Consider the following 23,683-nt stretch of genomic DNA (forward strand, 5'->3'; position numbering starts at 1 on the left):
GGATAATCCGCCCGTTTCATTGATGAATGCTACTTACTCTTCGGTATCTGCATCAGTTTGTGCTTCACCGTCAACATCAATATCCTCTTCATCGGTATTGTCATCGTCTTCAGTTTCAGCAACACGTTGTAAACCAACTACTTTTTCATCTTCAGCAGTACGGATCAACGTCACACCTTGAGTATTACGCCCAACGACGCTAACTTCAGAAACGCGGGTACGAACCAGAGTCCCAGCATCCGTAATCATCATAATTTGGTCGGTATCCTCAACTTGGATAGCGCCAACAACTTGACCATTACGCTCGCTCACTTTAATAGAAATAACCCCTTGAGTTGCACGAGATTTTGTTGGGTATTCTGCTTCTTCAGTACGCTTACCGAAGCCGTTTTCAGTCACGGTCAGAATATGGCCTTCACCACGAGGAATAATTAAAGAAACAACTTTATCGTCGTCCATTAATTTAATACCGCGAACACCTGTCGCTGTACGTCCCATCGCACGAACCGCATCTTCTGCAAAGCGCACCACTTTACCTTGCGCAGAGAACAGCATGACTTCATTGCTACCGTTGGTTAAATCAACACCAATCAGCTCATCGCCTTCGTTCAAGTTCACGGCAATAATACCGGCACTTCTTGGGCGACTGAAATCTTGCAGAGGGGTTTTCTTCACGGTACCGCTCGCGGTCGCCATAAAGACATAATAGCCCTCTTCGTATTCACGCACTGGTAAAATCGCAGTGATACGTTCATCTTGCTCAAGTGGCAGTAAGTTCACAATTGGACGTCCACGAGCACCACGGCTAGCTTCAGGCAATTGATAGACTTTCATCCAATATAAGCGACCACGACTGGAGAAACACAAGATAGTATCGTGGGTATTCGCCACCAGCAGACGCTCAATAAAGTCTTCTTCTTTAATACGCGCTGCGGATTTACCTTTACCACCACGGCGTTGTGCTTCGTAGTCAGACAATGGCTGATACTTCACATAACCTTGGTGAGATAGCGTTACCACCACATCTTCTTGGTTGATCAAATCTTCAATATTGATATCTGCGGTATTTTCAGTGATCTCAGTACGACGCGGGTCGTTATAAGCATCACGAATCGCTTCTAACTCTTCACGAATAACTTCCATTAAACGCTCAGGGCTACGCAGAATAAACAGTAATTCTTCGATTTGTTTCAGAAGTTCACGGTACTCTTCCAGCAGTTTTTCATGCTCAAGACCGGTCAATTTCTGTAAACGCAGATCCAAAATTGCTTGTGCTTGCTGTTCAGTCAGGAAATATTGACCTTCATGAACACCATATTGTGGCTCTAACCACTCAGGACGCGCAGCATCATCACCCGCACGTTCCAGCATCGCAGCAACATTACCCAGAGCCCAAGAACGGGCAATCAGCCCAGCTTTTGCTTCAGCTGGTGTTGGTGCTTTACGGATCAATTCGATAATTGGGTCGATATTCGCCAGTGCCACCGCCAACGCTTCAAGGATGTGCGCACGGTCACGGGCTTTACGCAGTTCGAAAATAGTACGGCGTGTAACAACTTCACGACGATGGCGAACAAACGCAGCAATAATATCTTTCAGGTTCAAGATTTTTGGCTGACCCTGATGCAGTGCCACCATGTTGATACCGAAAGAAACTTGCAATTGCGTCAGTGAATACAGGTTATTTAGTACTACTTCGCCGACTGCATCGCGCTTAATTTCAATGACAATACGCATACCGTCTTTATCAGACTCATCACGCAGTGCACTGATACCTTCAACGCGTTTTTCTTTAACTAATTCCGCAATTTTTTCAATCAAGCGCGCTTTGTTCACTTGATACGGAATTTCGTTGACGATAATGGTTTCACGACCATTTTTCTCATCAACTTCGACCTCGGCACGTGCACGAATGTACACTTTACCGCGACCGGTACGGTACGCATCGATAATACCACGACGGCCATTGATAATAGCGGCAGTCGGGAAGTCTGGACCTGGGATGTGTTCCATCAAGCCTTCGATACTAATATCTTCGTCTTCTATATAAGCTAAGCAACCATTAATCACTTCCCCTAAGTTGTGCGGAGGAATGTTAGTGGCCATCCCGACAGCAATCCCTGAAGAACCATTGACCAAAAGGTTAGGTATCTTCGTTGGCATCACTTCTGGGATTTGCTCTGTACCATCATAGTTAGGAACAAAGTCTACGGTTTCTTTTTCTAAATCAGCCAGCATTTCATGGGCAATTTTCGCCATACGGATTTCCGTATAACGCATTGCAGCGGCGGAGTCTCCGTCAACTGAACCAAAGTTCCCCTGACCATCTACCAGCATGTAGCGCATAGAGAAAGGCTGCGCGAGACGAACGATGGTCTCATAAACGGCGCTGTCTCCATGTGGATGGTATTTACCGATGACGTCCCCAACGATACGGGCAGACTTTTTATAGGGTTTATTCCAATCATTTCCCAGTACATTCATCGCAAATAACACTCGGCGGTGTACTGGCTTCAGCCCATCTCGAACATCTGGAAGTGCACGGCCGACGATAACGGACATTGCATAATCCAAATAGGAACTTTTCAGTTCTTCTTCGATATTGACTGGGGTGATTTCTCTGGCAATCTCGCTCATGGAACCACTGTCCCTCATAACTTCAGATTCAAAGAGTAAACTATACCACAACTCCCTTATTTAATTAAGAGATAAGAGAAGTGAGTATTTGTCTTTCAAGCTATGTATAATAGCGGAAAAATGCGCTTATGTGTCCGAATCTTGTAGATTTTCAAGCAATAGTCTCTCAAGGATTTTCATATTTGGCTCATAATCCCAATAAATTAACTCACGGGCGACTATCGTCCCATTACGAATTCCAACCTGTTTTTGCATTTTGCAAAATAAATATAGTCCAATAGGTAAAAATAAGTAATGCGAGGATAGAAATAGATATAGGAGTTCCTCAGATGAATGATACCCAAGACCAAACGTACCTAAACGTCGACAAACAAGAAATTGAAAAGTTTGAATCGATAGCATCACGTTGGTGGGATCTTGAAGGCGAGTTTGCCCCATTACACCGCATTAATCCGCTGCGTTTAGGCTACATCATGCAACGTGTAGACGGCATTTTTGGTAAGAAAATCCTCGACGTTGGCTGCGGTGGCGGTATTTTATCTGAAAGCATGGCGCGCGAAGGTGCGGATGTCACGGGTTTAGATATGGGCGCAGACCCGTTAATGGTCGCTCGTCTACACTCTCTGGAATCGGGCATTCCTGTGGAATACGTCCAAGAAACCGTCGAACAGCATGCAGATAAACACCCTCAGAGCTACGATATCGTCACTTGCATGGAAATGCTTGAGCACGTTCCAGACCCAGAGTCTGTGGTAAGAGCCTGCGCGAAATTAGTTAAACCTGGCGGACATGTTATTTTTTCCACCATTAATCGCAACAGAAAAGCATGGCTAATGGCTGTCGTGGCAGCGGAATATGTGATGAAAATGGTTCCAAAAGGCACGCATGATGCTAATAAGTTTATCCGCCCATCCGAATTAATTAGCTGGGTCGATAAAACGCAATTAAAAGAACAACATATGATGGGACTGCATTATAATCCAATCACCGATAAATTTTGGTTAGGTCCTAACGTTGATGTGAACTATATGCTGCATACGATCAGCGAATAAATAGCAAGCGGTACGTTTAAGAAAACAGCAAACGGTCTCAACTTTACAAAATAATTTTTAGGTTAATGTCGGTAAGTCAATTTTTGGCAACTCCACTTCTCATGCTGCTTACCGACATGATCAATTTTTCTTATCCAGTTGTTATCCACAAAAACTATCAGATTTGTACACTTGATAAAATCGCACATTAACATTATCTTGTTATTAGATTCTTAACAAACTACTACATATAGTGGTCATCACAAATATAATATACAAGTCTCATGATTGTTCATCATGAGCTTTTTTACGTTTGGGAGACTCTATTTTGTAACTCAACCAAGGTGTACTTGCTCATGAACCAGAGTCTGTTAGTCACAAAACGTGATGGACATAAAGAACGCATTGACCTCGACAAAATCCATAAAGTTATTACATGGGCGGCGGAAGGTCTTAGTAACGTATCAGTTTCACAGGTGGAGTTACGTTCTCAGATTCAGTTTTATGATGGGATCAGAACTTCTGATATTCACGAAACGATGATTAAAGCCGCTGCTGACTTAATCACCGGTGAAACACCAGATTACCAATATCTTGCTGCACGTTTAGCGATTTTTAACCTGCGCAAAAAAGCCTATGGCCAGTTTGAGCCACCAAAATTATATGCCCACGTAAAACATCTGGTTGAGATGGGTAAATATGATAAGCATTTGCTGGAAGACTACACCGAAGCAGATTTCGAGCAAATGGATGGTTTTATTGACCATTGGCGTGATATGAATTTCTCCTACGCCGCTGTTAAACAGTTGGAAGGGAAATATTTAGTTCAAAACCGTGTCACCGGTGAAATCTACGAAAGCGCCCAGTTTTTGTATATTCTGGTTGCTGCATGCTTGTTCTCTCATTATCCACAAGCAACCCGTTTAGATTACATCCGCCGCTTCTATGACGCGGTATCAACATTCAAAATTTCTTTACCTACGCCAATTATGGCGGGGGTACGTACACCTACACGTCAATTCAGCTCATGTGTTCTGATTGAATGCGGTGACAGCCTTGATTCTATCAACGCAACCTCAAGTGCTATCGTGAAATATGTCTCTCAGCGTGCCGGTATCGGTATCAACGCGGGTCGCATCCGTGCACTGGGTAGCCCAATCCGTGGTGGCGAAGCATTCCACACTGGCTGTATCCCATTCTATAAGCATTTCCAAACTGCGGTAAAATCTTGCTCTCAAGGTGGCGTACGTGGTGGTGCAGCAACTCTGTTCTACCCTATCTGGCACTTAGAAGTAGAAAGTTTATTAGTGCTGAAAAACAACCGTGGTGTTGAAGGGAACCGTGTTCGCCATATGGACTACGGTGTACAGCTCAACAAATTAATGTACGAACGCCTGATCAAAAACCAAGATATCACTCTATTCAGCCCGTCTGATGTTCCGGGCTTGTACGATGCATTCTTCGCGGATCAAGACGAGTTCGAACGCCTATATGTGCAATATGAGCAAGATGAGAAAATCCGTAAATCCAGCGTGAAAGCGGTTGAATTATTCTCATTGATGATGCAAGAACGCGCATCTACAGGTCGTATCTATATTCAAAACGTTGACCACTGCAACACCCACAGCCCATTTGACCCGCAGGTTGCCCCTGTTCGTCAATCCAACCTGTGTCTGGAAATTGCACTGCCAACTAAACCATTAAATAACGTCAATGACGAAAATGGTGAAATTGCCCTGTGTACGCTGTCAGCGTTTAACTTAGGCGCCATTGAAAGCCTCGATGAATTAGAAGAGTTAGCTATCTTAGCGGTTCGTGCATTAGACGCACTGTTAGACTACCAAGATTACCCAATCCCTGCGGCGAAGAAAGGCTCTATGGGTCGTCGTACTCTGGGTATTGGTGTGATTAACTACGCTTACTACTTAGCGAAGCACGGTGTTCGTTACTCCGATGGTAGCGCCAACAACCTGACGCACAAAACATTCGAAGCGATTCAATATTACTTGCTGAAAGCCTCAAATGAATTAGCGAAAGAGCAAGGTGCTTGCCCGTGGTTCAATGAAACCACTTATGCGCAAGGCGTGTTACCTATCGATACTTACAAACGTGAGCTCGATAAATTAACTGACGAACCACTGCATTATGATTGGGAAGCGCTGCGCCAAGAGATCAAACAGTACGGTCTGCGTAACTCAACGCTGTCTGCATTAATGCCATCAGAGACCTCGTCTCAGATATCTAACGCGACCAATGGTATCGAACCACCACGTGGTTATATCAGCATTAAAGCATCAAAAGACGGTATCCTGCGCCAAGTGGTGCCAGATTACGAAAACCTGAAAGGTGCTTACGAGCTATTATGGCAAATGCCTTCCAATAGCGGCTATTTGCAGTTAGTTGGGATCATGCAGAAGTTTATCGACCAGTCGATTTCTTCTAACACAAACTATGACCCAACCCGTTTCCCGAATGGCAAAGTGCCAATGAATCAACTGTTAAAAGATTTATTGTTAGCCTACAAGTTTGGTGTGAAAACACTTTACTACCACAACACCCGCGACGGTGCTGAAGATGTTCAGGGGGATCTGGAAGAGGTTGTTGAAACCGCAGATTCTGATTGTGAAGGCGGGGCTTGTAAAATTTAATAGGGATGGTTATGTCACATTCATACACGATTTTTTCTCAGAAAAAAAATAACCAGCTGCTGGAGCCGATGTTTTTCGGCCAGCCTGTGAACGTTGCCCGTTTTGATCAGCAAAAATATCCTATTTTTGAAAAACTGATTGAAAAGCAACTCTCATTCTTCTGGCGTCCAGAAGAAGTTGACGTGGCGCGCGACCGTATTGACTATAATGCGCTGCCAGATCATGAGAAACACATTTTTATCAGTAACCTGAAATACCAAACGCTGCTCGACTCTATTCAGGGTCGCAGCCCTAACGTGGCATTTTTGCCACTGATTTCAATCCCAGAATTAGAAACTTGGGTTGAAACTTGGTCATTCTCAGAAACAATTCACTCACGTTCATACACCCATATTATTCGTAATATCGTGAATGACCCGGCGATTATCTTCGATGATATCGTTGAAAATGAAGAAATTCTCAAGCGTGCAAAAGATATTTCTGAGTACTACGACACGCTGATCGAAATGACCAACTATTACCATATGTTTGGTGAAGGGACACATACGCTGGGTGGTAAACAAGTCACCGTTTCACTGCGCGCACTGAAAAAGCAGCTTTATTTATGCCTAATGAGCGTTAACGCCCTTGAAGCAATTCGTTTCTACGTCAGCTTCGCGTGCTCTTTCGCCTTTGCTGAGCGCGAATTAATGGAAGGTAACGCAAAAATCATCAAGCTGATTGCTCGCGATGAAGCGCTGCACTTAACGGGAACTCAGCATATGCTGAACCTGTTACGCTCAGGTCAAGACGATCCTGAAATGGCAGAGATTGCCGCTGAGTGTGAAGATGAATGCTATCGCCTGTTTGTGGATGCGGCAGAACAAGAAAAAGAGTGGGCTGAATATCTGTTCAGCGAAGGCTCTATGATTGGTCTGAACAAAGATATTCTGTGCCAATATGTGGAATATATTACCAACATTCGTATGCAAGCAGTTGGCCTGAAATTACCATTTGAAGCGCGTTCTAACCCTATTCCATGGATCAATGCATGGTTAGTGTCTGACAACGTTCAAGTGGCGCCACAAGAAGTCGAAGTCAGCTCTTATTTAGTCGGTCAGATTGACGCTGAAGTTAACACCGATGATTTGAGTGATTTCGAACTGTAATTATGGCAAGTCATAAAATCACCCTGCGTCTTACGCAGGGTGTTCAAGTCCCCTACCACACGGATGTTCACACCAGTTTATTGGATGCCCTTGAAGATAGCCGAGTGCCTGTCGAGTACCAATGTCGAGAAGGCTACTGTGGCTCATGCCGCGTAACATTATTAAAGGGAAAGGTTGGATACAAACGTAAACCGCTCGCTTTTGTTCAAGAGGGTGAAATTCTGCCCTGCTGTTGTCACCCGCTATCCGATATTGAAATCGAGTAGCCGCGCTAGTAATACGGTATTACTAACAATAAAAAGCGATTGCTTTGATGACTCGAGCAATCGCTTTTTGCTTATAAACTTTTTGCTTATAAAATCATACCTAAAATAATGCGAGTTACCAGTAAGCAGCTAACCCCCTGCAATTTGAAGTATGACGGGTATTTTTATAGATAACCGTACATCGCAGCAAAAATCCAGCCAAACACACAGGATACACCCACCCCAATTAAACCAGGCAAGATAAAGCTGTGGTTGATAACAAACTTACCAATACGTGTAGTACCAGAACGGTCAAACTGAATAGCCGCAAGGTCACTTGGATAAGTTGGCAGGATATAGTAACCGTAACACGCTGGTGCAGAAGCGATAATGTATGCAGGATCAACACCAATACCCAGAGCGATTGGCACCACCGCTGCTAATGCCGCTGCTTGTGAGTTAACAAACTTGGATACCAACAGCAAAATCACCGCATACGCCCAAGGGAAATCTTTGACTAGTGAACCTAAAGTGCCTTTGATTTCATCCATATGGGCACCGAACATGGTTTCTGCCATCCACGCGATACCATATACCGCCACGATAGCAATCATCCCTGACCGGAACACTTCGTTTTTAGAAATCTGTCCTGGATTGGTTTTACAAATGATAATAATCAGCGCACCCGCTAATAACATAAACATCTGGATCACTAACACCATCGATAACGGCTTACCGTTAATTAATGGTCTGAGCTCAGAAAATGCACCCAGTAATGCCACCACCACGATGGATGCTAAGAAAATCCACATCGCCACCCAGTTAATTTTTGGCAATTTTTTATCTAACAGCGTAACGCTATCACCATAAACATAGTCATGGTTTTCAGGTACAGAGATAAATTCTTGGAATACCGGGTCTTTATCCAGATCTTTACCACGGAACCAGCTAAAGATACCTATCGCTAAGATACCGATTAAGGTTGATGGGATGGTGATTGCCAGTAAATCTAAAAATTCTAGTGATTTACCGTTGATGGACACGCCATTTAACATTGCGACTAAAGAAACAACTGCCACGGAAACAGGGCTGGCAATAATCCCCATTTGCGCCCCAATACTACTCGCCGCCATTGGTCTTTCAGGACGAATATTATTCTTGATCGCCGCATCGTAAATGATTGGCAAAATGGTATATACCACATGCCCGGTACCACACAAAATGGTTAAAATACAGGTAACGAAAGGTGCAACAATAGAGATGTATTTTGGATTTTTACGCAGTAAACGTTCTGCGATTTGTAGCATAACGTCCAAACCGCCTGATGCTTGTAAGGTTGCTGATGCTGCAACAACAGCAATGATAACAAGCATAACGTCTACAGGCGGTTTTCCTGGAGGTAAACCAAAGCCAAAGACAAGTATAACTAGGCCAACACCGCCTAGCAGCCCGAGCGCCATACCCCCTTTTCTTGCTCCGTAGAACAAGCAGACAAGAATAATGGCAAGTTGAATCATAAAGTCCATAGGTCCATCCTTTATTTATAGGTTTCCCTTATTATCCAGATGGTCTTAACGTATTAATTTGATTTATATTAATTTAAAAAACAATATTGTTTTATTTTCATTCCTAATATTTTGGTCCCATCACAAAATTCCCCTTTAGTTGCTGCCATAATACTCAGTTAAATAATATAATGAGTAAAATCAATCTTATAAACCCCATTTTTTAACATTTAACCCTCATCAAGTTTCACTTCTTATTTTCATTCTTAACAAAAATTCACCCTTAGCGAGCAAGTTGTTACTTGCCCATACATTAATAGAATTTTTGACTTATTTAGGCTGTAAATATTTATTTACACACACTGTAATTCAGATTTGACAGAATAATCGCAATCGCATAATCTGCTTAAATTATTAATAACCCGAATTCAATTAGAGGAATTTGTGAAGAATCGTACCCTTGGCAGTATTTTGATCGTGGCAGGAACAACAATTGGTGCAGGAATGCTAGCAATGCCGCTAGCGGCAGCAGGTGTTGGCTTCACTGGAATAGTATGTTTGTTAATTGGTTTATGGATGTTAATGAGTTATACCTCATTACTACTAGTCGAGGTATATCAACATAATCCTGCCAATATGGGGCTCGGTAGTGTTGCGAAAAAGTACCTCGGTCCTGTCGGTCAAATTGTCACTGGTTTGAGTATGTTATTACTGATGTATGCTCTGACAACTGCCTATATTGGCGGGGCTGGAGTGCTTATCTCTGATAGCCTATCTTCTTGGTGGGGGATTACGGTTTCGACTCAAACAGCCATTATTATGTTCACCATTGTTGGCGGGGCTGTCGTCTGTGTGGGTACACACTCTGTTGATTTTATTAACCGTATTCTTTTTACCGCTAAAACTATCTTCTTAGTAATTATGCTTGCCGTTATGATGCCTCATGCCGAGGCGGTTAACCTAAGCACCATGCCGCTGGAAAAAGGTCTTATATTCGCTGCTGTTCCCGTGATTTTTACCTCTTTTGGGTTCCACGGAAGCGTACCTAGTTTAGTCAATTACATGAATGGTGATGTACGCAAGCTGCGTATCATTTTCATTACAGGGAGTGCAATTCCTCTGGTTGCCTACATTTTATGGCAAATTGCGACTCTCGGCGCTATCCCATCCAATACATTTATGGGGATCCTTGCCCAGTCTTCAGGTTTAAATGGGTTATTAACCGCAATCCGTGATGTGGTTGCTACCCCACGCGTGAATATGGCGGTTGCCCTGTTTATGGATTTAGCGTTAGCAACTTCGTTCTTAGGTGTGGCTTTAGGTTTGTTTGATTACCTTGCAGACTTATTTAAGCGTAGTAATGATTTTATTGGTCGCGCACAAACCACGCTGCTGACCTTCGTACCACCGTTACTCGCCGCGTTGTTCTTCAGTAGTTTTGTCCAAGCACTGACCTATGCCGCTGTCGCATTATCAGTCCTCGCATTAATCATACCGGCACTGTTAACCATGCGCGTACGCAAGTTAGAAGCAAATGGCATTTACCGCGTCAAAGGCGGCACACCAATCCTCACTTTAGTCCTGCTGTGCGGTATTGCGGTCATCGCCATCCAATTCGCCATCGTCGCCGGCTTCCTACCAAACGTAGGTTAATCCCTAGAGTTTCATTCATAAAAAAACACCCCAATTTGGGGTGTTTTTCTTGGCATTTTTTGATGTTTTTTTGAAAAACTATCACTGCCATTTTTCAACTCATAATGAGCACTAGCATTATTCTCTAAATAGTTTGAATTGTGGCTAGGCGGCAAACGAGGATATCTTGGGGAGCATACATGAGTATGTGACCCGAGTATCCGAGTGCAGCCAACAACGCCACAAATCAAAATATGACGAGAATATTAGAAGGATAGGCCGGCGCCCACATACCATCCATCTGCCAACTTCTCATTACGATCATCATGCGCGCCTTTCATCTCAATCAGACGATAACCCGCATCAACCGACAGCGGTTTAAACACGGTATAGCGCGCACCTGCTTTCGCTTCCATGTAGGATTTGCTGCCTGAAGTCAGTGATTCTGGTGCGCCATACGCTTCACCGTAGAAACTTAATGATGGCAGTGCTTGCCAGCTTAAGCCACCACCTAATGCTGCCGCTGCACCGTTAGAGCCATCTTCAGGAGATAAATACAATGCTTTACCACCTACATAGGCATTAAATGGTCCTAATGGCAGACCGAAAGTTGCGCCTAAGCTACCTAACTCGCCATTATGATCGCTACGAGCCCAAGAGCCATTAAATGCTAAACCTGAACCTTGAGTTCCTAAACCAGCACTTAATTCTGTAAAATGTTCACCCGCGCTGAAATCAGCAGAAATTGCTTGGGCAGCACCCATATAAAATGCAGAGGTCGCTGCAACAGCTAAAAGAACTTTGCGCATTATCATTTCCTTTATTATTAAAAATTAAAGTATCGTGACGATGTTACGTGATTTAGTGCACGTACTCAGTCTTTTTTGCTTAAATTTACGTTAGAACACCGTTTAACGCACAATAAGTGAAATTCATCAGTGGTTTACTTCAATTAATTCTTCATTTTCTGACTAAACTTCTTACTATGATTACAGTGATTGGTCAGAGCGATTAGATAATTAATTCTTTGCTTATTATACTGTTCATCAAGTTTATTATAGAGATGAAGTGATATTCTACAAATATTCATCCAGTTAGTTACTTTTGTGTAGTCTATAAATCTAATAGCTTGGGAGTATTGTGATGAAAAAAAGAGGTTTAACTACCGCTTCAGGCGCACCTGTTGTGGATAACAATAACGTGATGACTGCGGGCAAACGTGGCCCGATGCTGTTGCAAGATGTTTGGTTTTTGGAAAAGCTCGCCCACTTCGATCGTGAAGTGATCCCAGAGCGCCGTATGCACGCTAAAGGTTCAGGGGCATTCGGTACTTTCACTGTCACCCATGACATTACCCGCTATACCCGCGCAAAATTATTCAGTGAAATTGGCAAGAAAACTGATTTATTTGTTCGCTTCTCCACCGTAGCCGGTGAACGTGGTGCAGCTGATGCCGAGCGCGATATTCGTGGTTTTGCGATGAAGTTTTATACCGAAGAAGGCAACTGGGATATGGTGGGTAACAACACTCCTGTATTCTATCTGCGTGATCCACTGAAATTTCCTGACTTAAACCACGTTGTCAAACGCTGTCCTTACACCAATATGCGTAGCGCTGCCTATAAATGGGATTTCTTCTCCCACTTACCTGAAGCACTTCATCAATTAACCATTGATGTCAGCGACCGCGGCTTACCAAAAAGTTATCGCTTTATGCACGGTTTTGGTAGCCATACCTATAGCTTTATCAATGCGAATAACGAACGTTTTTGGGTGAAATTCCACTTCCGTAGCCAGCAAGGTATCGAAAACCTTATGGATGACGAAGCAGAAGCACTGATTGGTAAAGATCGTGAAAGCTCTCAACGTGACCTGTTCGATGCTATCCAACGTAAAGAGTACCCTCGCTGGAACTTACAGATTCAGATCATGCCAGAAAAAGAGGCGTCAACCGTCCCTTATAACCCATTTGATCTAACCAAAGTGTGGCCACACAAAGATTATCCATTGATTGATGTGGGCTATTTTGAACTGAACCGCAACCCAGATAACTATTTTTCGGATGTGGAACAAGCGGCATTTAGCCCAGCGAATATCGTTCCGGGCATTGGATTCTCTCCAGACAAAATGCTGCAAGGTCGTTTGTTCTCTTATGGGGATACTCAGCGTTACCGTTTAGGTATTAACCACTATCAAATTCCGGTGAATGCCCCACGCTGCCCATTCCACAATTATCATCGTGATGGTGCAATGCGCATTGATGGCAATAGCAGCAATACCGTAACCTATGAGCCAAACAGCGCAGGGATGTTCCAAGAACAACCGGACTATAGCGAACCACCATTATCCATCGAAGGTGCGGCTGATCACTGGAATCACCGTGAAGATGAAGATTACTTCAGCCAGCCTCGTGCGCTTTATGAATTGCTGGACGATGCCGAACATCAACGTATGTTCCAACGTTTAGCGGGTGAGTTAATTGAAGCGTCAGAAGAGACACAAAAACGTCAAATCGAGTTGTTTAAGAAAGTGCACCCAGAATACGGTGCTGGTGTTGAAAAAGCGTTGAATACGCTGAAATAAACAAGCATTTCCTGTTATGACCAAGCGCTAGAGCTTTCTAGCGCTTTTATCTATTCCTTAATTCATTCCGCGTTTAGTTCATCACTATCTTTGTGTTAACACCCATCGCTTCACCTGCTGGCGAGAGACTTTAATCCCTCCCGCTTTCAATTCAGGCTCTAGACGATAAAACGCCATTGGGAATTGATACGGAGCTAATTTATCTTTTAGCCAATCCGCCAACATGTTCAAATTCATTGATTTATCAACGTCAATCACTGCCACTGGGCGCTGTCCAAATTGCACATCATCAACAGGAACAATAAAGCTTTGGTGCACACCAGGATGAGCATTGATCACCGCTTCAATATCTTCAGGCTGCACACACTCCCCACCACTAATGAATAGATTATCCAAACGACCTAAAACCTGATATTCACCCTCAATAAAGGCGCCTTTATCATTGGTTTTAAACCATCCATCCACTAAATTTAAAGGATGTAATTGACCATCAAACCAATACCCTAAGGATTGGCTGTCCGACTGAATTTGAATTTCATCATCCACCAGCCGTACTTGTTTACCCGCTAATGGAAGCCCTACGCCTTTCTTACCATCTGTACGTTTGGCACATACGGTTGACGCCATTTCTGTCATCCCATAACCACTCCAACATACAATACCGCGCTGCTCGGCTAGCTCCGTTAAACTGGTTGGGATCATGGCGCCACCCAACAAGACTTCTTTCAACGAAAGAGTTAATGGCATCTCGTCATTCAGTAACCGCCATAGCTGAGTCGGCACTAATGAAGCATGGGTAACACCCTGTAATGCTTCGGGCAATGGTGTAGAACGAATGGCGAGTTTTGCGCCGCTCAGTAACCAGCGCCATACAATCCCTTGCCCTGAAACGTGAAATAATGGCAATGAAAGTAGCCAGCAATCATCTTGCTGATAATTCATGGCATCCAGCACACCTGCCGCACTGTTTAAATGAGCCGAAATACTGTGTACTGCTGCTTTAGGTAAGCCCGTTGAACCTGAAGTTAAAATTAACGTTGCAGGTTGCTCAGCAATTTTCTGAAAGCTTACCGAAGGGAAATCATCATATTCAATAAAATGATAATAAAGCTGGTGGTCCAAATGACGATAATTCGCGAGCGCGTTTTGTTCATCGGTAAAATCAATCACTGCGCTAATATCAAGATGCGGCAGTAATTCATCTAATAACCGTTCAGGAAGGCGAGGATTGAGAGGCAAAACTTTAGCCCCACAAGCTAGCAACGCCAATTGGCTAAGTAGCAGTTCAACGGAGTTTTTACCGCGCAAAGCGACACATTGCCCTTCTTGCACGCCTTGCATCGCAAAGTAAGTGACTAAATCGGCAATTTGCTGATTTAATGCCGCCCACGTTACCGCATCAGTATCCGTAAAAAGTGCAATGTTATTTGGTTGAAGACTGGCCCAATGCTTCCAAGGCCAGTCGGTAAAGCGGCTAGACGATGATGCTAACTCTGCCATACAACTGTCAGCTCATCTAACTGTTGAACAGGAATTTGGCATTGTGGCCAAGGTCTCACTAATTGAGATTGGATCAGTGAAACCGTATCTAAACCTGGAATGGTATTCGGTGTTAGCCAATTTGCGACCCGCGCCAATTGGGTTAAACCAAAGCTGCTTTCGATAGAAGAACTAATCACAGCCTGCATCCCTAACTGATGAGCCTGCTCCACCAAACTACGACAATAACTCAAGCTTCCCGTTAAGGTCGGTTTAATGATAATCGCCGCCACACCCGGTTGTGCTTCAACTTTGAAACCTTCTTCACGCACACTTTCATCCCATGCGATGGCGATGCCAGTCTCCGCAGAAAATTGCAAAGACTCCTCACGGGTTTTGCATGGCTCTTCAAGGAACGCAATTCGTGCACGGTAATCTGGATTCACATATTTAGCGAAACCATCTGCTTTTGCTCGAGTCCAGCTGCGGTTAGCATCTAAGCGCAGTTTTAGCTCAGGCACCGCTTCCAATAATAAGTTTGCCACCATGCCATCACGCACAGCTTCATAAAGCCCCACTTTCACTTTGGCGACTTTTTCCCCTTCCATGGCATCGAGGCTTAGGATCAGGTCATCAGGGTCACCGCTGCATAATGGCGCTTTACGATAATCCGCTTGTTGCGGAAGCTCACCGGTCAGCTCTGCTAATGCACAGCTACAGCCAAAGGCAACTGAAGGTAAATGGCTTGGCGTCATTGTGCCTTCATTCACCCATTCATTTAGCCATGCGATGGTGTCGGCTGTTGCTTCTTCCAACGTTTCACGGCTAAATTCTGGCAGAGGTGAAATTTCCCCCCAGCCTTCGCTATCCCCATCTTGTAAACAAACTAAAAGCCCATCACGGGTTTTCAATCGTTGATAGCGAAGGATAACGCCTGCCTCCATCGGCAGGCTGAACGAGTAAAGTTTGGCTTTTCTCATTATGGATTACGCTTATATTTAGAGAAATCTGGCGCACGTTTTTCGTTGAATGCGTTACGCCCTTCTTGACCTTCGTCGGTCATATAGAACAGCATCGTTGCGTTACCCGCTAACTCTTGCAGACCCGCTTGACCATCACAGTCAGCGTTCAGTGCCGCTTTCAAGCAACGTAATGCCATTGGGCTGTTTTCCAGCATTTCACGGCACCAGCGCACAGTCTCTTTTTCTAAGTCAGCATAAGGTACAACGGTGTTGACCAGACCCATGTCTAACGCTTCTTGCGCATTGTACTGACGGCACAGGAACCAAATTTCGCGGGCTTTCTTTTGACCGACGATACGAGCCATGTATGATGCGCCCCAACCGCCATCAAACGAACCAACTTTAGGACCCGTTTGACCGAAAATCGCGTTATCGGCTGCGATGGTTAAGTCACACATCATATGTAAAACGTGACCGCCACCGATGGAGAAACCGGCAACCATTGCAACGACAGGTTTTGGACAGGTGCGAATTTGACGTTGGAAATCCAATACGTTCAGATGGTGCGTACCGCTTTCATCGCGATACCCGCCGTAGTCACCACGAATTTTCTGGTCACCACCCGCACAGAACGCTTTTTCGCCTTCACCCGTTAGGATGATAGTCCCGATATGGTCGTCATAACGCGCGTCTGATAATGCTTGGATCATCTCTTTCACGGTTTGCGGACGGAATGCATTGCGCACTTCAGGGCGGTTAATGGTAATTTTAGCAATCCCTTCAGGGGATTTGTGATATCGAATATCGTCAAAACCAGCTGAGCAATCTTGCCACTCAATCGGTGCGTACAGTTTTTCTTCGCTTGGATAAATCATTATCAAGTTCCTTTAACCACAGTGTGATAAAAAATAGTGAAGTGCAGCTGCATAATGTTGGGGATTTTCCCGATGCGCATTATGCCCTGCATTCTCAATTAGCGTAAACGGCAATGCATATTGTTGCGAAACGCCTCGAAATTTTTGGTCTTTCTCACCGCAAAAATAGCAGTAAGGGACCGATAATTGCTTTAATGACTCAGCTAAAAATGGTTGTTTGGATAGCGACGTATTTTCTAGCATATCGGCAACGGCCAATGGGTTATTTTGACCTCGGAGTGCTACCAATTTTTCACGTTGAGCCGATGTAAGGTCGGCAAAAACCGCTTGTTGATACCAGTCATTCAAAACCTGTTCGATTGGCTGATGTCGAAAACGTTCTGCCCAGCGATGGTCGTTATCAGCTCTCGCAATACGTTCTTGTTCACTCTGTAAACCAACGTTGCCCCCTTCAATCACCAACCCTTGTAGCCCTTGATGAGTGCTAAAGCAGGCAAAGTGCATCGCTAAGCGGGCGCCGAGCGAATAGCCAATCAACACATATTGCGAAACAGAGTAACGCGCCAACAACTGAGTCAATTGCGTATCAAAATCCACAAAACCTTGGCAGCCGATATTGCGTGAATCACCATGCCCCGGCAAATCGACCACTAAGCGCGGATAATTGGGGCAAGCCTCAACAATCGATGACCAATCATCGTGACTCCCTAATAAGCCATGAAGGAAAACTAGCCACGGTGTTTTTTTGCCGTTGGCAGGTTGTTCCTGACTCGGATAATAGTGCGCTGCTAGCACGGTAAACTTTCCACGTCTTGCAGTAATTGTTTTAGTGTTCGAGCACCTTCATCCCCATCAACCACTAACTCAATCAGCAGTGTACCGCGTTGCTTGAACCAGAATTCTTGCACTGTCTCTTTTAAGCTCGACCAATCTGTTGGCGCGCAGTATTGCAGACCAAACATCATCGCCGCACCTTCAAAGCTTACATTTTGTGGCATGCAATAATAGTTTTGGCGAGCTTCTGGGGAGGTTGGCAGCATCGAGAAAATTTGCCCGCCATTATTGTTCACAATAATCAACACACTAGGAGCAGAAGGTTCGCGCAACAATGCCAAACTATTCAAGTCATACAATGCGGAGATATCCCCGACGATACCCAGAGTCGGCTTCGCCGTTGCTCTTTGTACCCCTGCCATCGTCGAGATCAAACCATCAATACCACTGGCGCCACGGTTACTAAATACAGGGTAACCCGCAGGCAATTGCGCTAGTGCATCAATTAAACGCACAATTAAGCTATTCCCCACGAAAAGTTGTCCGTGAGGTGGAAGAAGCTCAGGAAGTTGATGCGCTACCGCAGCCTCGGAAAATTGGTTTTGCAGCTGGGCTTGAACATGTTGCAACGTGCGTCTTGTCAAATCCGTTAAGCCTTCGCACCATGCACCACGCGGTTGAGCAGGATGTTGCTCTACCCACCCTTTTACGCTGCAAGTTAGTTTGCGACCTTGATGGTTAGCAGGATCTAAGCGCCCGGGGATAGTATCAATTATCCAATACTCTTGAGGATGACATTGGCTTTGCCACTGTAATGCGCGTTTTCCCGTTAAGCTTGAACCAAACTGAACCACTAATTCAGCTTCATCTAACCAGGCTTTAGCGTTCGGGTGTTGTAACCATAAATCAGCACATGGATAAGGTTGTCCAGTCTGAGAGAGCACATCACCGATAACTGGCCAGCCCAGTTCTGCCGCCCATTTTGCAACAAGCTCCCCATCACTGCTGCTCATACGCCCTGCGATCACGACCCCTTTTTTCTGACGCCAGAAATACCAGTCAGCCACTAATGCGACAGTATGGGTTAGAGGTTCGCTTAGCCATGGGTGAGACGATTGCCACCAATCACCTAAACTGGCTTGCCACTCAGTTTCCCCTTCAGTTTCACCATACAGAGGTTCAGCAAAAGGACAGTTCACATGGAATGCCCCATGACGCAGCTGATTCATCCCGTTATCTAGCGCAGAAACCAGCCACTTCGCTGAAATATCGCGCGTGGGTCTTGGTAGCATTAAACTTTCGAACGGATGGCTAGCAAAAATATGGGTTTGGCGGATAGCCTGATTGGCACCGCAGTCAATTAATTCTGGCGGTCTGTCTGCCGTGAGGAAAATGACTTTCTCCCCCGTTAATCCAGCTTCTATCAGTGAGGGATAAAGGTTAGCGACTGCCGTCCCTGAGGTGACAATCACGCCAACAGGTTCTCCACTCGCTTTCGCAAGCCCAAGAGCAAGATGACCTAATCCGCGCTCATCAAAGTGCGTATGGCAATGAAGTTTTGCATTATTCACAGCGGCTAACGTTAACGGCGTGGAGCGAGAGCCGGGAGCTATGCAGATATTTTTCATTCCGTGACGGGCTAGCGCCTCAATAATTACCTCAGCCCAACGGAGATTAAATGCTGAATTCGACATAATGTGCTCGGTAACTTATTCATGATGCTGAGTGTAATAGGATTGAGAAAAATTTCTTGATCTCAAAACAATTTTTCATGAACTAATTGAAAATAAAAAAGAAATAACCATTTTGGCTATAGGGTTTTTAGGCTGTTTTTTCATTGTGCTTGGTTTTTCATTGCGTTTTAAGTAAGGATTTCAGCCCAGCCGCTTTGTTTTCAATTTCTTCCCACTCTTGTTCAGGATCTGAACCACTCACAATCCCAGCGCCTGAATAGAGGGATATCTGGGGACCATCAATTTGAGCGCAGCGCAGAGAAACCGCAAATTCACTGCGATTTAAACTGACAAAGCCACCCGTTCCTGCATACCAACCACGAGAAAATGGCTCGTGCTCGGCAAGGAATTCACGAGCAACGCGACGGGGTAAGCCGCATACCGCTGCCGTCGGTTGTAAACGTTGCAAACAATCGCTGTCTGAGGGCGCTAATAGGGTCGCGGCAATGGAGCGATATAAATGTTGGATTTTTCTCAGGCGGATCACCTTCGCGGGGGAAACATCAATACCCGTTACCGCACCTTGTAATTGCTGACAAATATCATCAACCACCACTAAATTTTCATGCTGATTTTTACTGTCTTCCATTAACCATTTGGCATTTTCAGCCGCAATCCCATCATCAACATGGTTAGCAACCGTACCGGCTAGTGCTTCAGAATTAAGTTGAGTGCCTTGGCGCAAGTAAAGACGCTCTGGGGTCGATGACATAAAGCCGGAGTGCGCACTAAACGCCATCATAAAATGGTAGCAATGGTGATTCACTTTTTGGCTAGCAGATAAAAACTCTGCCGCAGTTATGGGCTTAGATAGTGACAATTTGGTTTCCCGTGCCATCACCACTTTCTCCATTTTACCTGCACGCATATCGTGAATTGCCCCAGTGAGTAACGCACACCATTCATCATGATCGGGAATATGCTGCTGCCCAATGATTTGAGTGGATAATGGGGATACGCTATTCGATACCGAATTTAGCTGCTGTAAAAAAGCAATAGCGGCTTGGAGATCCTGAGCACCATCAATATTTAGAGCAACAGTCACCGTTGAGCGCAAGCGGAAGATTTCTAATCGAGGTAGAAAATAGAATGCGGATTCTCGCTTAAGGGTTTCACTGATACCTTCGCCCACACCATTCCAACCATTGAGCCCCCATAATCGCATATCAGGGATTTCAGTATGCTCGGAGATAAATTGCTCAGCATCCGTGATAGCATTAAATGATTTTACTGTGCCTAACGCACTGCATTCCTCTGAGCCAGTACGGTGATACCAATAGAATTGAGGGTAGCTATCTTGGGACGATAACCACGCTAATCCCGGAAACGCCTCTTTTGCATCCATCTTCCACGCTAAGCGGGTATATTCGTTAGGATTGAGTACTAATGTAGACAAATGGGTCAGAATTTCAGCTAATAATTTATCAATTTTTGTTTTTGTCACTTTAGATTCCCACTGCACCATCACAACGACATCGATTTACTTACAATTATTATATATCGCAATGTAATTTATTAATACATTCATTATTAATAGCACAAGATGTTTAAAAAACCGTCAGATAGAAATCAAAAATGATAAGCTTACGGCATGGGAGCATTTTCAAAATCATGTCATATCAAACTGTTAAATAAAGTCTCTCACCCTTCTTATTTGTATAACTCCACTATCAACTTGTGAATGAAATATAAAATTTCAATAATTCACCTTATAAACCATTTTTATTCTTTAATTAATTCTAGATATTGAATCCTAATTAAGATTAATTACTTATTATTTGAAATCATAATATTCAATTTAAGAACTTAGTGATGGCCCTATATCTAAATTTTAAAATTGTAATTTATGTAATAAATGAATATTTAAAACTACAACCAATGAGTTATTTTTTAGCGCTGATTTTCATTTTTTAATATCAACATAAGCCCTGCGTTTCTAGTAGGTTATGAGTTATAAATTTGAACGTTATAAGCTCCTTGTTTATTACTATTAAAAACTTATTTCGATAAAAATTTTGTAGCAACTAGAAATTCATCATCATTAAAATCTTATAACCATTAAAAACGAAACGTAAAACAATACATTAATCATCAAAGCAACAAGATAATTAGCTCTCTAACTTTATCATTCCATCTTATTTAATTAATTGGAAATCCAGAATGAATACTCAGTCTAACTATGACAGAATTATTGAAAAGGAAAACATTGGCGATGCAACATTGGCATTGTTAACCAATCAAGACTCCTTATCCGCAAGATCAGCAGGTATATTCACCCTAGAAGATTTAATTAATATTCACCGACACGTCCAGTTTGCGTTAACCCTTCCTATCAAAGAAATTGATATTTTAAAATGGTTCGGCATTAATGATAAAAATGATTCATTACTACCAGCTAGTGAATTAACTGAGACGATTCTGAGTATTCGTAAACACGCTAACACCTGGGATAACGTTGAACTCAAAGTGAAAGAACAATCCATTGATTTGTCATTAACAAGTCGTAACATCATACAAACTGGTGATCAAATTCTTGAATATATTAATCACATGCCGATTATTCAAAAAATCTCAGATAGCTTAGAGGATTTATCTGAAAGCGATTTAAACCAAATCACCTATCAAAATGACGACCAACAAATTGCCACTGAACTTTTAAGCATTTTGCAGTTAATTAAAGGAGATATAAAACAGCAATCGATTAAAACCATTAAAATTAAAAACACAGTCTCAGATTTTCGTGCTCATATTACCGGTGGATATCTTTCAGACTACACCCATGTAGATTCATTACTCTTCACAATAAAAGGACTATATCAACAATTAGAATCTAACGAGGATCCCAGCAATAACGAGTCATTTTATAAAGAGCTTATCGCCTTTAAGAAAAACGAACTATACCAATTAGAGCAGGAATATAGCCACTTTGTTAAGCTTTGCTTTACAGGTCTTGCGGGGGGCATTATTGGTTTAGTGATTACAGGCAGTATTTTTGGTGTAAAAGCAGAAAATATCCGTGATAGGAAAAATAAATTAATCAAAGAAATCGAAGGAATAAATCATAAGTTACATCAAGAGCAGCTACTACAGAAAACTATCTTTGATATTCAAATTAATTTACAAAAAATTGAAAGTTTATTTAAAGATGCACGTCTAGCTATTGACCACTTAGATTATATGTGGCTCGTAATCCTCACAGAGATTAAACAATCTATTGATATATTTGCAAGGATAAACAATGCAGAAAAACTGATCCGGTTTATCACGCAATTCAAACGTATCATCACATCTTGGACTTCTATTCAAGACTATTCAGTTCATTTGATTAAGCTATTTGATGAGCTACAAATCAATGAAAAAAACTCACAATAAAAGGCGTTAATATGCATGATAACCTCGATTTACCTATGTTACCCTCCATTGATATCTACCAATTAAGGTGTATTTCAAATAGCATTAGCTCTTTTAATAAAAATATTCTTAACTACGACTATATTATTTATGGTCGAATTCAAAAAATCGCAATTAAGATTGAAAGACTCAATGAACTGATTAGAAACTCTGTTCCCATTCTAAAAATCAAACTAAATTATATTATTAAAAATGATGATTATGCATTGCTGACATATGAAAATAATGATGATGATCTATCCGATATTCGCCGAAAAATTGCAATTACAGGCTTTGTCGATGACTTAATGGATGTCAAATTTGAACTTGAAAAGCTTATTTCAAAAACACGCTATACATTAGAATCATTAATAGTTTTTCATCTAAATGAGCCTAACAAACTGAAGCATTCTCAATATACCAAACAAAAAGAGTTTCTCGTTAACTCTAAAAATAGTAAGCAATCTAAGGTTAATGAATTAAATAACAATCTCTCTGTGATCCTCGCAGCAGAAGATATTATATTAAAGCATAAAATTACAGATTTCTTTGACCGATATTTTCAAGGGAAAGAGCTTATTGATTCTATTGATATCCAACCCAATAAAAAAGATATTCTGAAAGCGGCTATTAGTTATATTCGTAATTTATTAACGATGGTGGATGATGGGCTCGAGTTTAGTCAACTTGTTGATGTAAGGATCTATATCAGTGACCAAATTATTGAGGCGCGTGAAGAAATAAATACGATAGATAATAATATATTTCGACTCTCGCAGCTCATGAGCTATGCCAATGATATTAATCAGATAGAAGCCCATAAACAGACCATTATCACTCAAGCCGGCGCTTTAAAATCTTATTGGGAGTCTTGGTGCGGTTTTATGAGTGAAAAAGTCTCAGAGGAGTGTTTGAATTTCGACCAAATTAAAACCGTTAGCCAAATGCTAATGACCTATTTGAACGATATTGAGTACCAATATCAACGACAATTACCGGATTAAAAAAATCCCCGTTACTGTTAAGTAACGGGGATTTTAT

General features: G+C 42.9%; 17 protein-coding genes. 8 read left to right on the plus strand and 9 right to left on the minus strand.

Translation table 11 applies throughout. The features are described 5' to 3' along the window. Nucleotides 1-33: 33 nt before the first annotated feature. The gene (gene gyrA, locus HFU86_RS11925; RefSeq protein ID WP_187129333.1) at nt 34-2,637 is read right to left on the minus strand and encodes a DNA topoisomerase (ATP-hydrolyzing) subunit A; all 2,604 of its coding nucleotides are present in this window, start codon (nt 2,635-2,637) and stop codon (nt 34-36) included. Nucleotides 2,638-2,966: 329 nt separating this feature from the next. Here gyrA and ubiG point away from each other — a divergent pair, with 329 nt between their 5' ends. From ubiG to yfaE, 4 genes are all read left to right on the plus strand, one after another. Further along, nucleotides 2,967-3,689, plus strand: a complete 723-nt coding sequence (gene ubiG / locus HFU86_RS11930) for a bifunctional 2-polyprenyl-6-hydroxyphenol methylase/3-demethylubiquinol 3-O-methyltransferase UbiG (protein WP_036952802.1) — start codon at nt 2,967-2,969, stop codon at nt 3,687-3,689. Nucleotides 3,690-4,024: 335 nt separating this feature from the next. Continuing rightward, nucleotides 4,025-6,316 (plus strand): class 1a ribonucleoside-diphosphate reductase subunit alpha, encoded by a 2,292-nt coding sequence (gene nrdA / locus HFU86_RS11935; protein WP_187129334.1) that lies wholly within the window; start codon nt 4,025-4,027, stop codon nt 6,314-6,316. A gap of 11 nt (nt 6,317-6,327) precedes the next feature. Next, nucleotides 6,328-7,464 (plus strand): class Ia ribonucleoside-diphosphate reductase subunit beta, encoded by a 1,137-nt coding sequence (gene nrdB / locus HFU86_RS11940; protein ID WP_036952796.1) that lies wholly within the window; start codon nt 6,328-6,330, stop codon nt 7,462-7,464. A gap of 2 nt (nt 7,465-7,466) precedes the next feature. Next, a complete protein-coding gene (gene yfaE / locus HFU86_RS11945; protein ID WP_108478594.1) occupies nt 7,467-7,730 on the plus strand; it encodes a class I ribonucleotide reductase maintenance protein YfaE in 264 nt (87 codons plus the stop codon). 164 nt (nt 7,731-7,894) lie between these two features. Here the strand turns inward: yfaE and HFU86_RS11950 are convergent, their stop codons facing one another. Continuing rightward, a complete protein-coding gene (locus HFU86_RS11950; RefSeq protein WP_006660307.1) occupies nt 7,895-9,235 on the minus strand; it encodes an anaerobic C4-dicarboxylate transporter in 1,341 nt (446 codons plus the stop codon). A gap of 483 nt (nt 9,236-9,718) precedes the next feature. On the opposite strand from HFU86_RS11950, the gene tyrP reads away from it, so the two are divergent. Further along, entirely contained in the window at nt 9,719-10,867 is a 1,149-nt protein-coding gene (tyrP, locus tag HFU86_RS11955; RefSeq protein ID WP_255426013.1) for a tyrosine transporter TyrP, read from the plus strand. A gap of 245 nt (nt 10,868-11,112) precedes the next feature. Here tyrP and HFU86_RS11960 read toward each other — a convergent pair whose 3' ends face one another. Continuing rightward, nucleotides 11,113-11,655 carry a YfaZ family outer membrane protein gene (locus HFU86_RS11960; protein ID WP_006661376.1) on the minus strand — a complete coding sequence of 181 codons (543 nt, stop codon included), beginning with the start codon at nt 11,653-11,655 and terminating at the stop codon, nt 11,113-11,115. Nucleotides 11,656-11,989: 334 nt separating this feature from the next. On the opposite strand from HFU86_RS11960, the gene HFU86_RS11965 reads away from it, so the two are divergent. Beyond that, on the plus strand, nt 11,990-13,429 hold the full coding sequence (locus HFU86_RS11965; protein ID WP_187129336.1) for a catalase: 1,440 nt from the start codon (nt 11,990-11,992) through the stop codon (nt 13,427-13,429). Between the two features lie 84 nt (nt 13,430-13,513). Here HFU86_RS11965 and menE read toward each other — a convergent pair whose 3' ends face one another. The 6 genes from menE to HFU86_RS11995 form a co-directional block, all read right to left on the minus strand. After that, nucleotides 13,514-14,929, minus strand: a complete 1,416-nt coding sequence (gene menE / locus HFU86_RS11970; protein ID WP_132495424.1) for an o-succinylbenzoate--CoA ligase — start codon at nt 14,927-14,929, stop codon at nt 13,514-13,516. After that, nucleotides 14,917-15,888: an o-succinylbenzoate synthase gene (menC, locus tag HFU86_RS11975; RefSeq protein WP_132495426.1), complete on the minus strand. Its 972-nt coding sequence runs from the start codon at nt 15,886-15,888 to the stop codon at nt 14,917-14,919. Before menC ends, menE begins: the two co-directional genes overlap by 13 nt. Continuing rightward, the gene (gene menB, locus HFU86_RS11980; protein ID WP_036952775.1) at nt 15,888-16,745 is read right to left on the minus strand and encodes a 1,4-dihydroxy-2-naphthoyl-CoA synthase; all 858 of its coding nucleotides are present in this window, start codon (nt 16,743-16,745) and stop codon (nt 15,888-15,890) included. Before menB ends, menC begins: the two co-directional genes overlap by 1 nt. A gap of 12 nt (nt 16,746-16,757) precedes the next feature. Then, entirely contained in the window at nt 16,758-17,540 is a 783-nt protein-coding gene (gene menH / locus HFU86_RS11985; RefSeq protein WP_132495428.1) for a 2-succinyl-6-hydroxy-2,4-cyclohexadiene-1-carboxylate synthase, read from the minus strand. Continuing rightward, a complete protein-coding gene (menD, locus tag HFU86_RS11990) occupies nt 17,534-19,213 on the minus strand; it encodes a 2-succinyl-5-enolpyruvyl-6-hydroxy-3-cyclohexene-1-carboxylic-acid synthase (protein WP_187129337.1) in 1,680 nt (559 codons plus the stop codon). The genes menH and menD overlap by 7 nt, the downstream gene beginning before the upstream one ends. Before the next feature lie 157 nt (nt 19,214-19,370). Continuing rightward, on the minus strand, nt 19,371-20,696 hold the full coding sequence (locus tag HFU86_RS11995; protein WP_187129338.1) for an isochorismate synthase: 1,326 nt from the start codon (nt 20,694-20,696) through the stop codon (nt 19,371-19,373). 716 nt (nt 20,697-21,412) lie between these two features. Between HFU86_RS11995 and HFU86_RS12000 the strand changes: the two genes are divergently transcribed. Beyond that, nucleotides 21,413-22,624: an alpha-xenorhabdolysin family binary toxin subunit A gene (locus tag HFU86_RS12000; protein ID WP_108478589.1), complete on the plus strand. Its 1,212-nt coding sequence runs from the start codon at nt 21,413-21,415 to the stop codon at nt 22,622-22,624. A gap of 11 nt (nt 22,625-22,635) precedes the next feature. Further along, complete coding sequence (locus HFU86_RS12005; RefSeq protein WP_132495434.1) at nt 22,636-23,646, plus strand: alpha-xenorhabdolysin family binary toxin subunit B; 1,011 nt, start codon at nt 22,636-22,638, stop codon at nt 23,644-23,646. Nucleotides 23,647-23,683: the final 37 nt, after the last annotated feature.

The organism is Providencia sp. JUb39, from assembly GCF_012272845.1.
Taxonomy (GTDB): Bacteria; Pseudomonadota; Gammaproteobacteria; order Enterobacterales; family Enterobacteriaceae; genus Providencia; species Providencia lanzhouensis.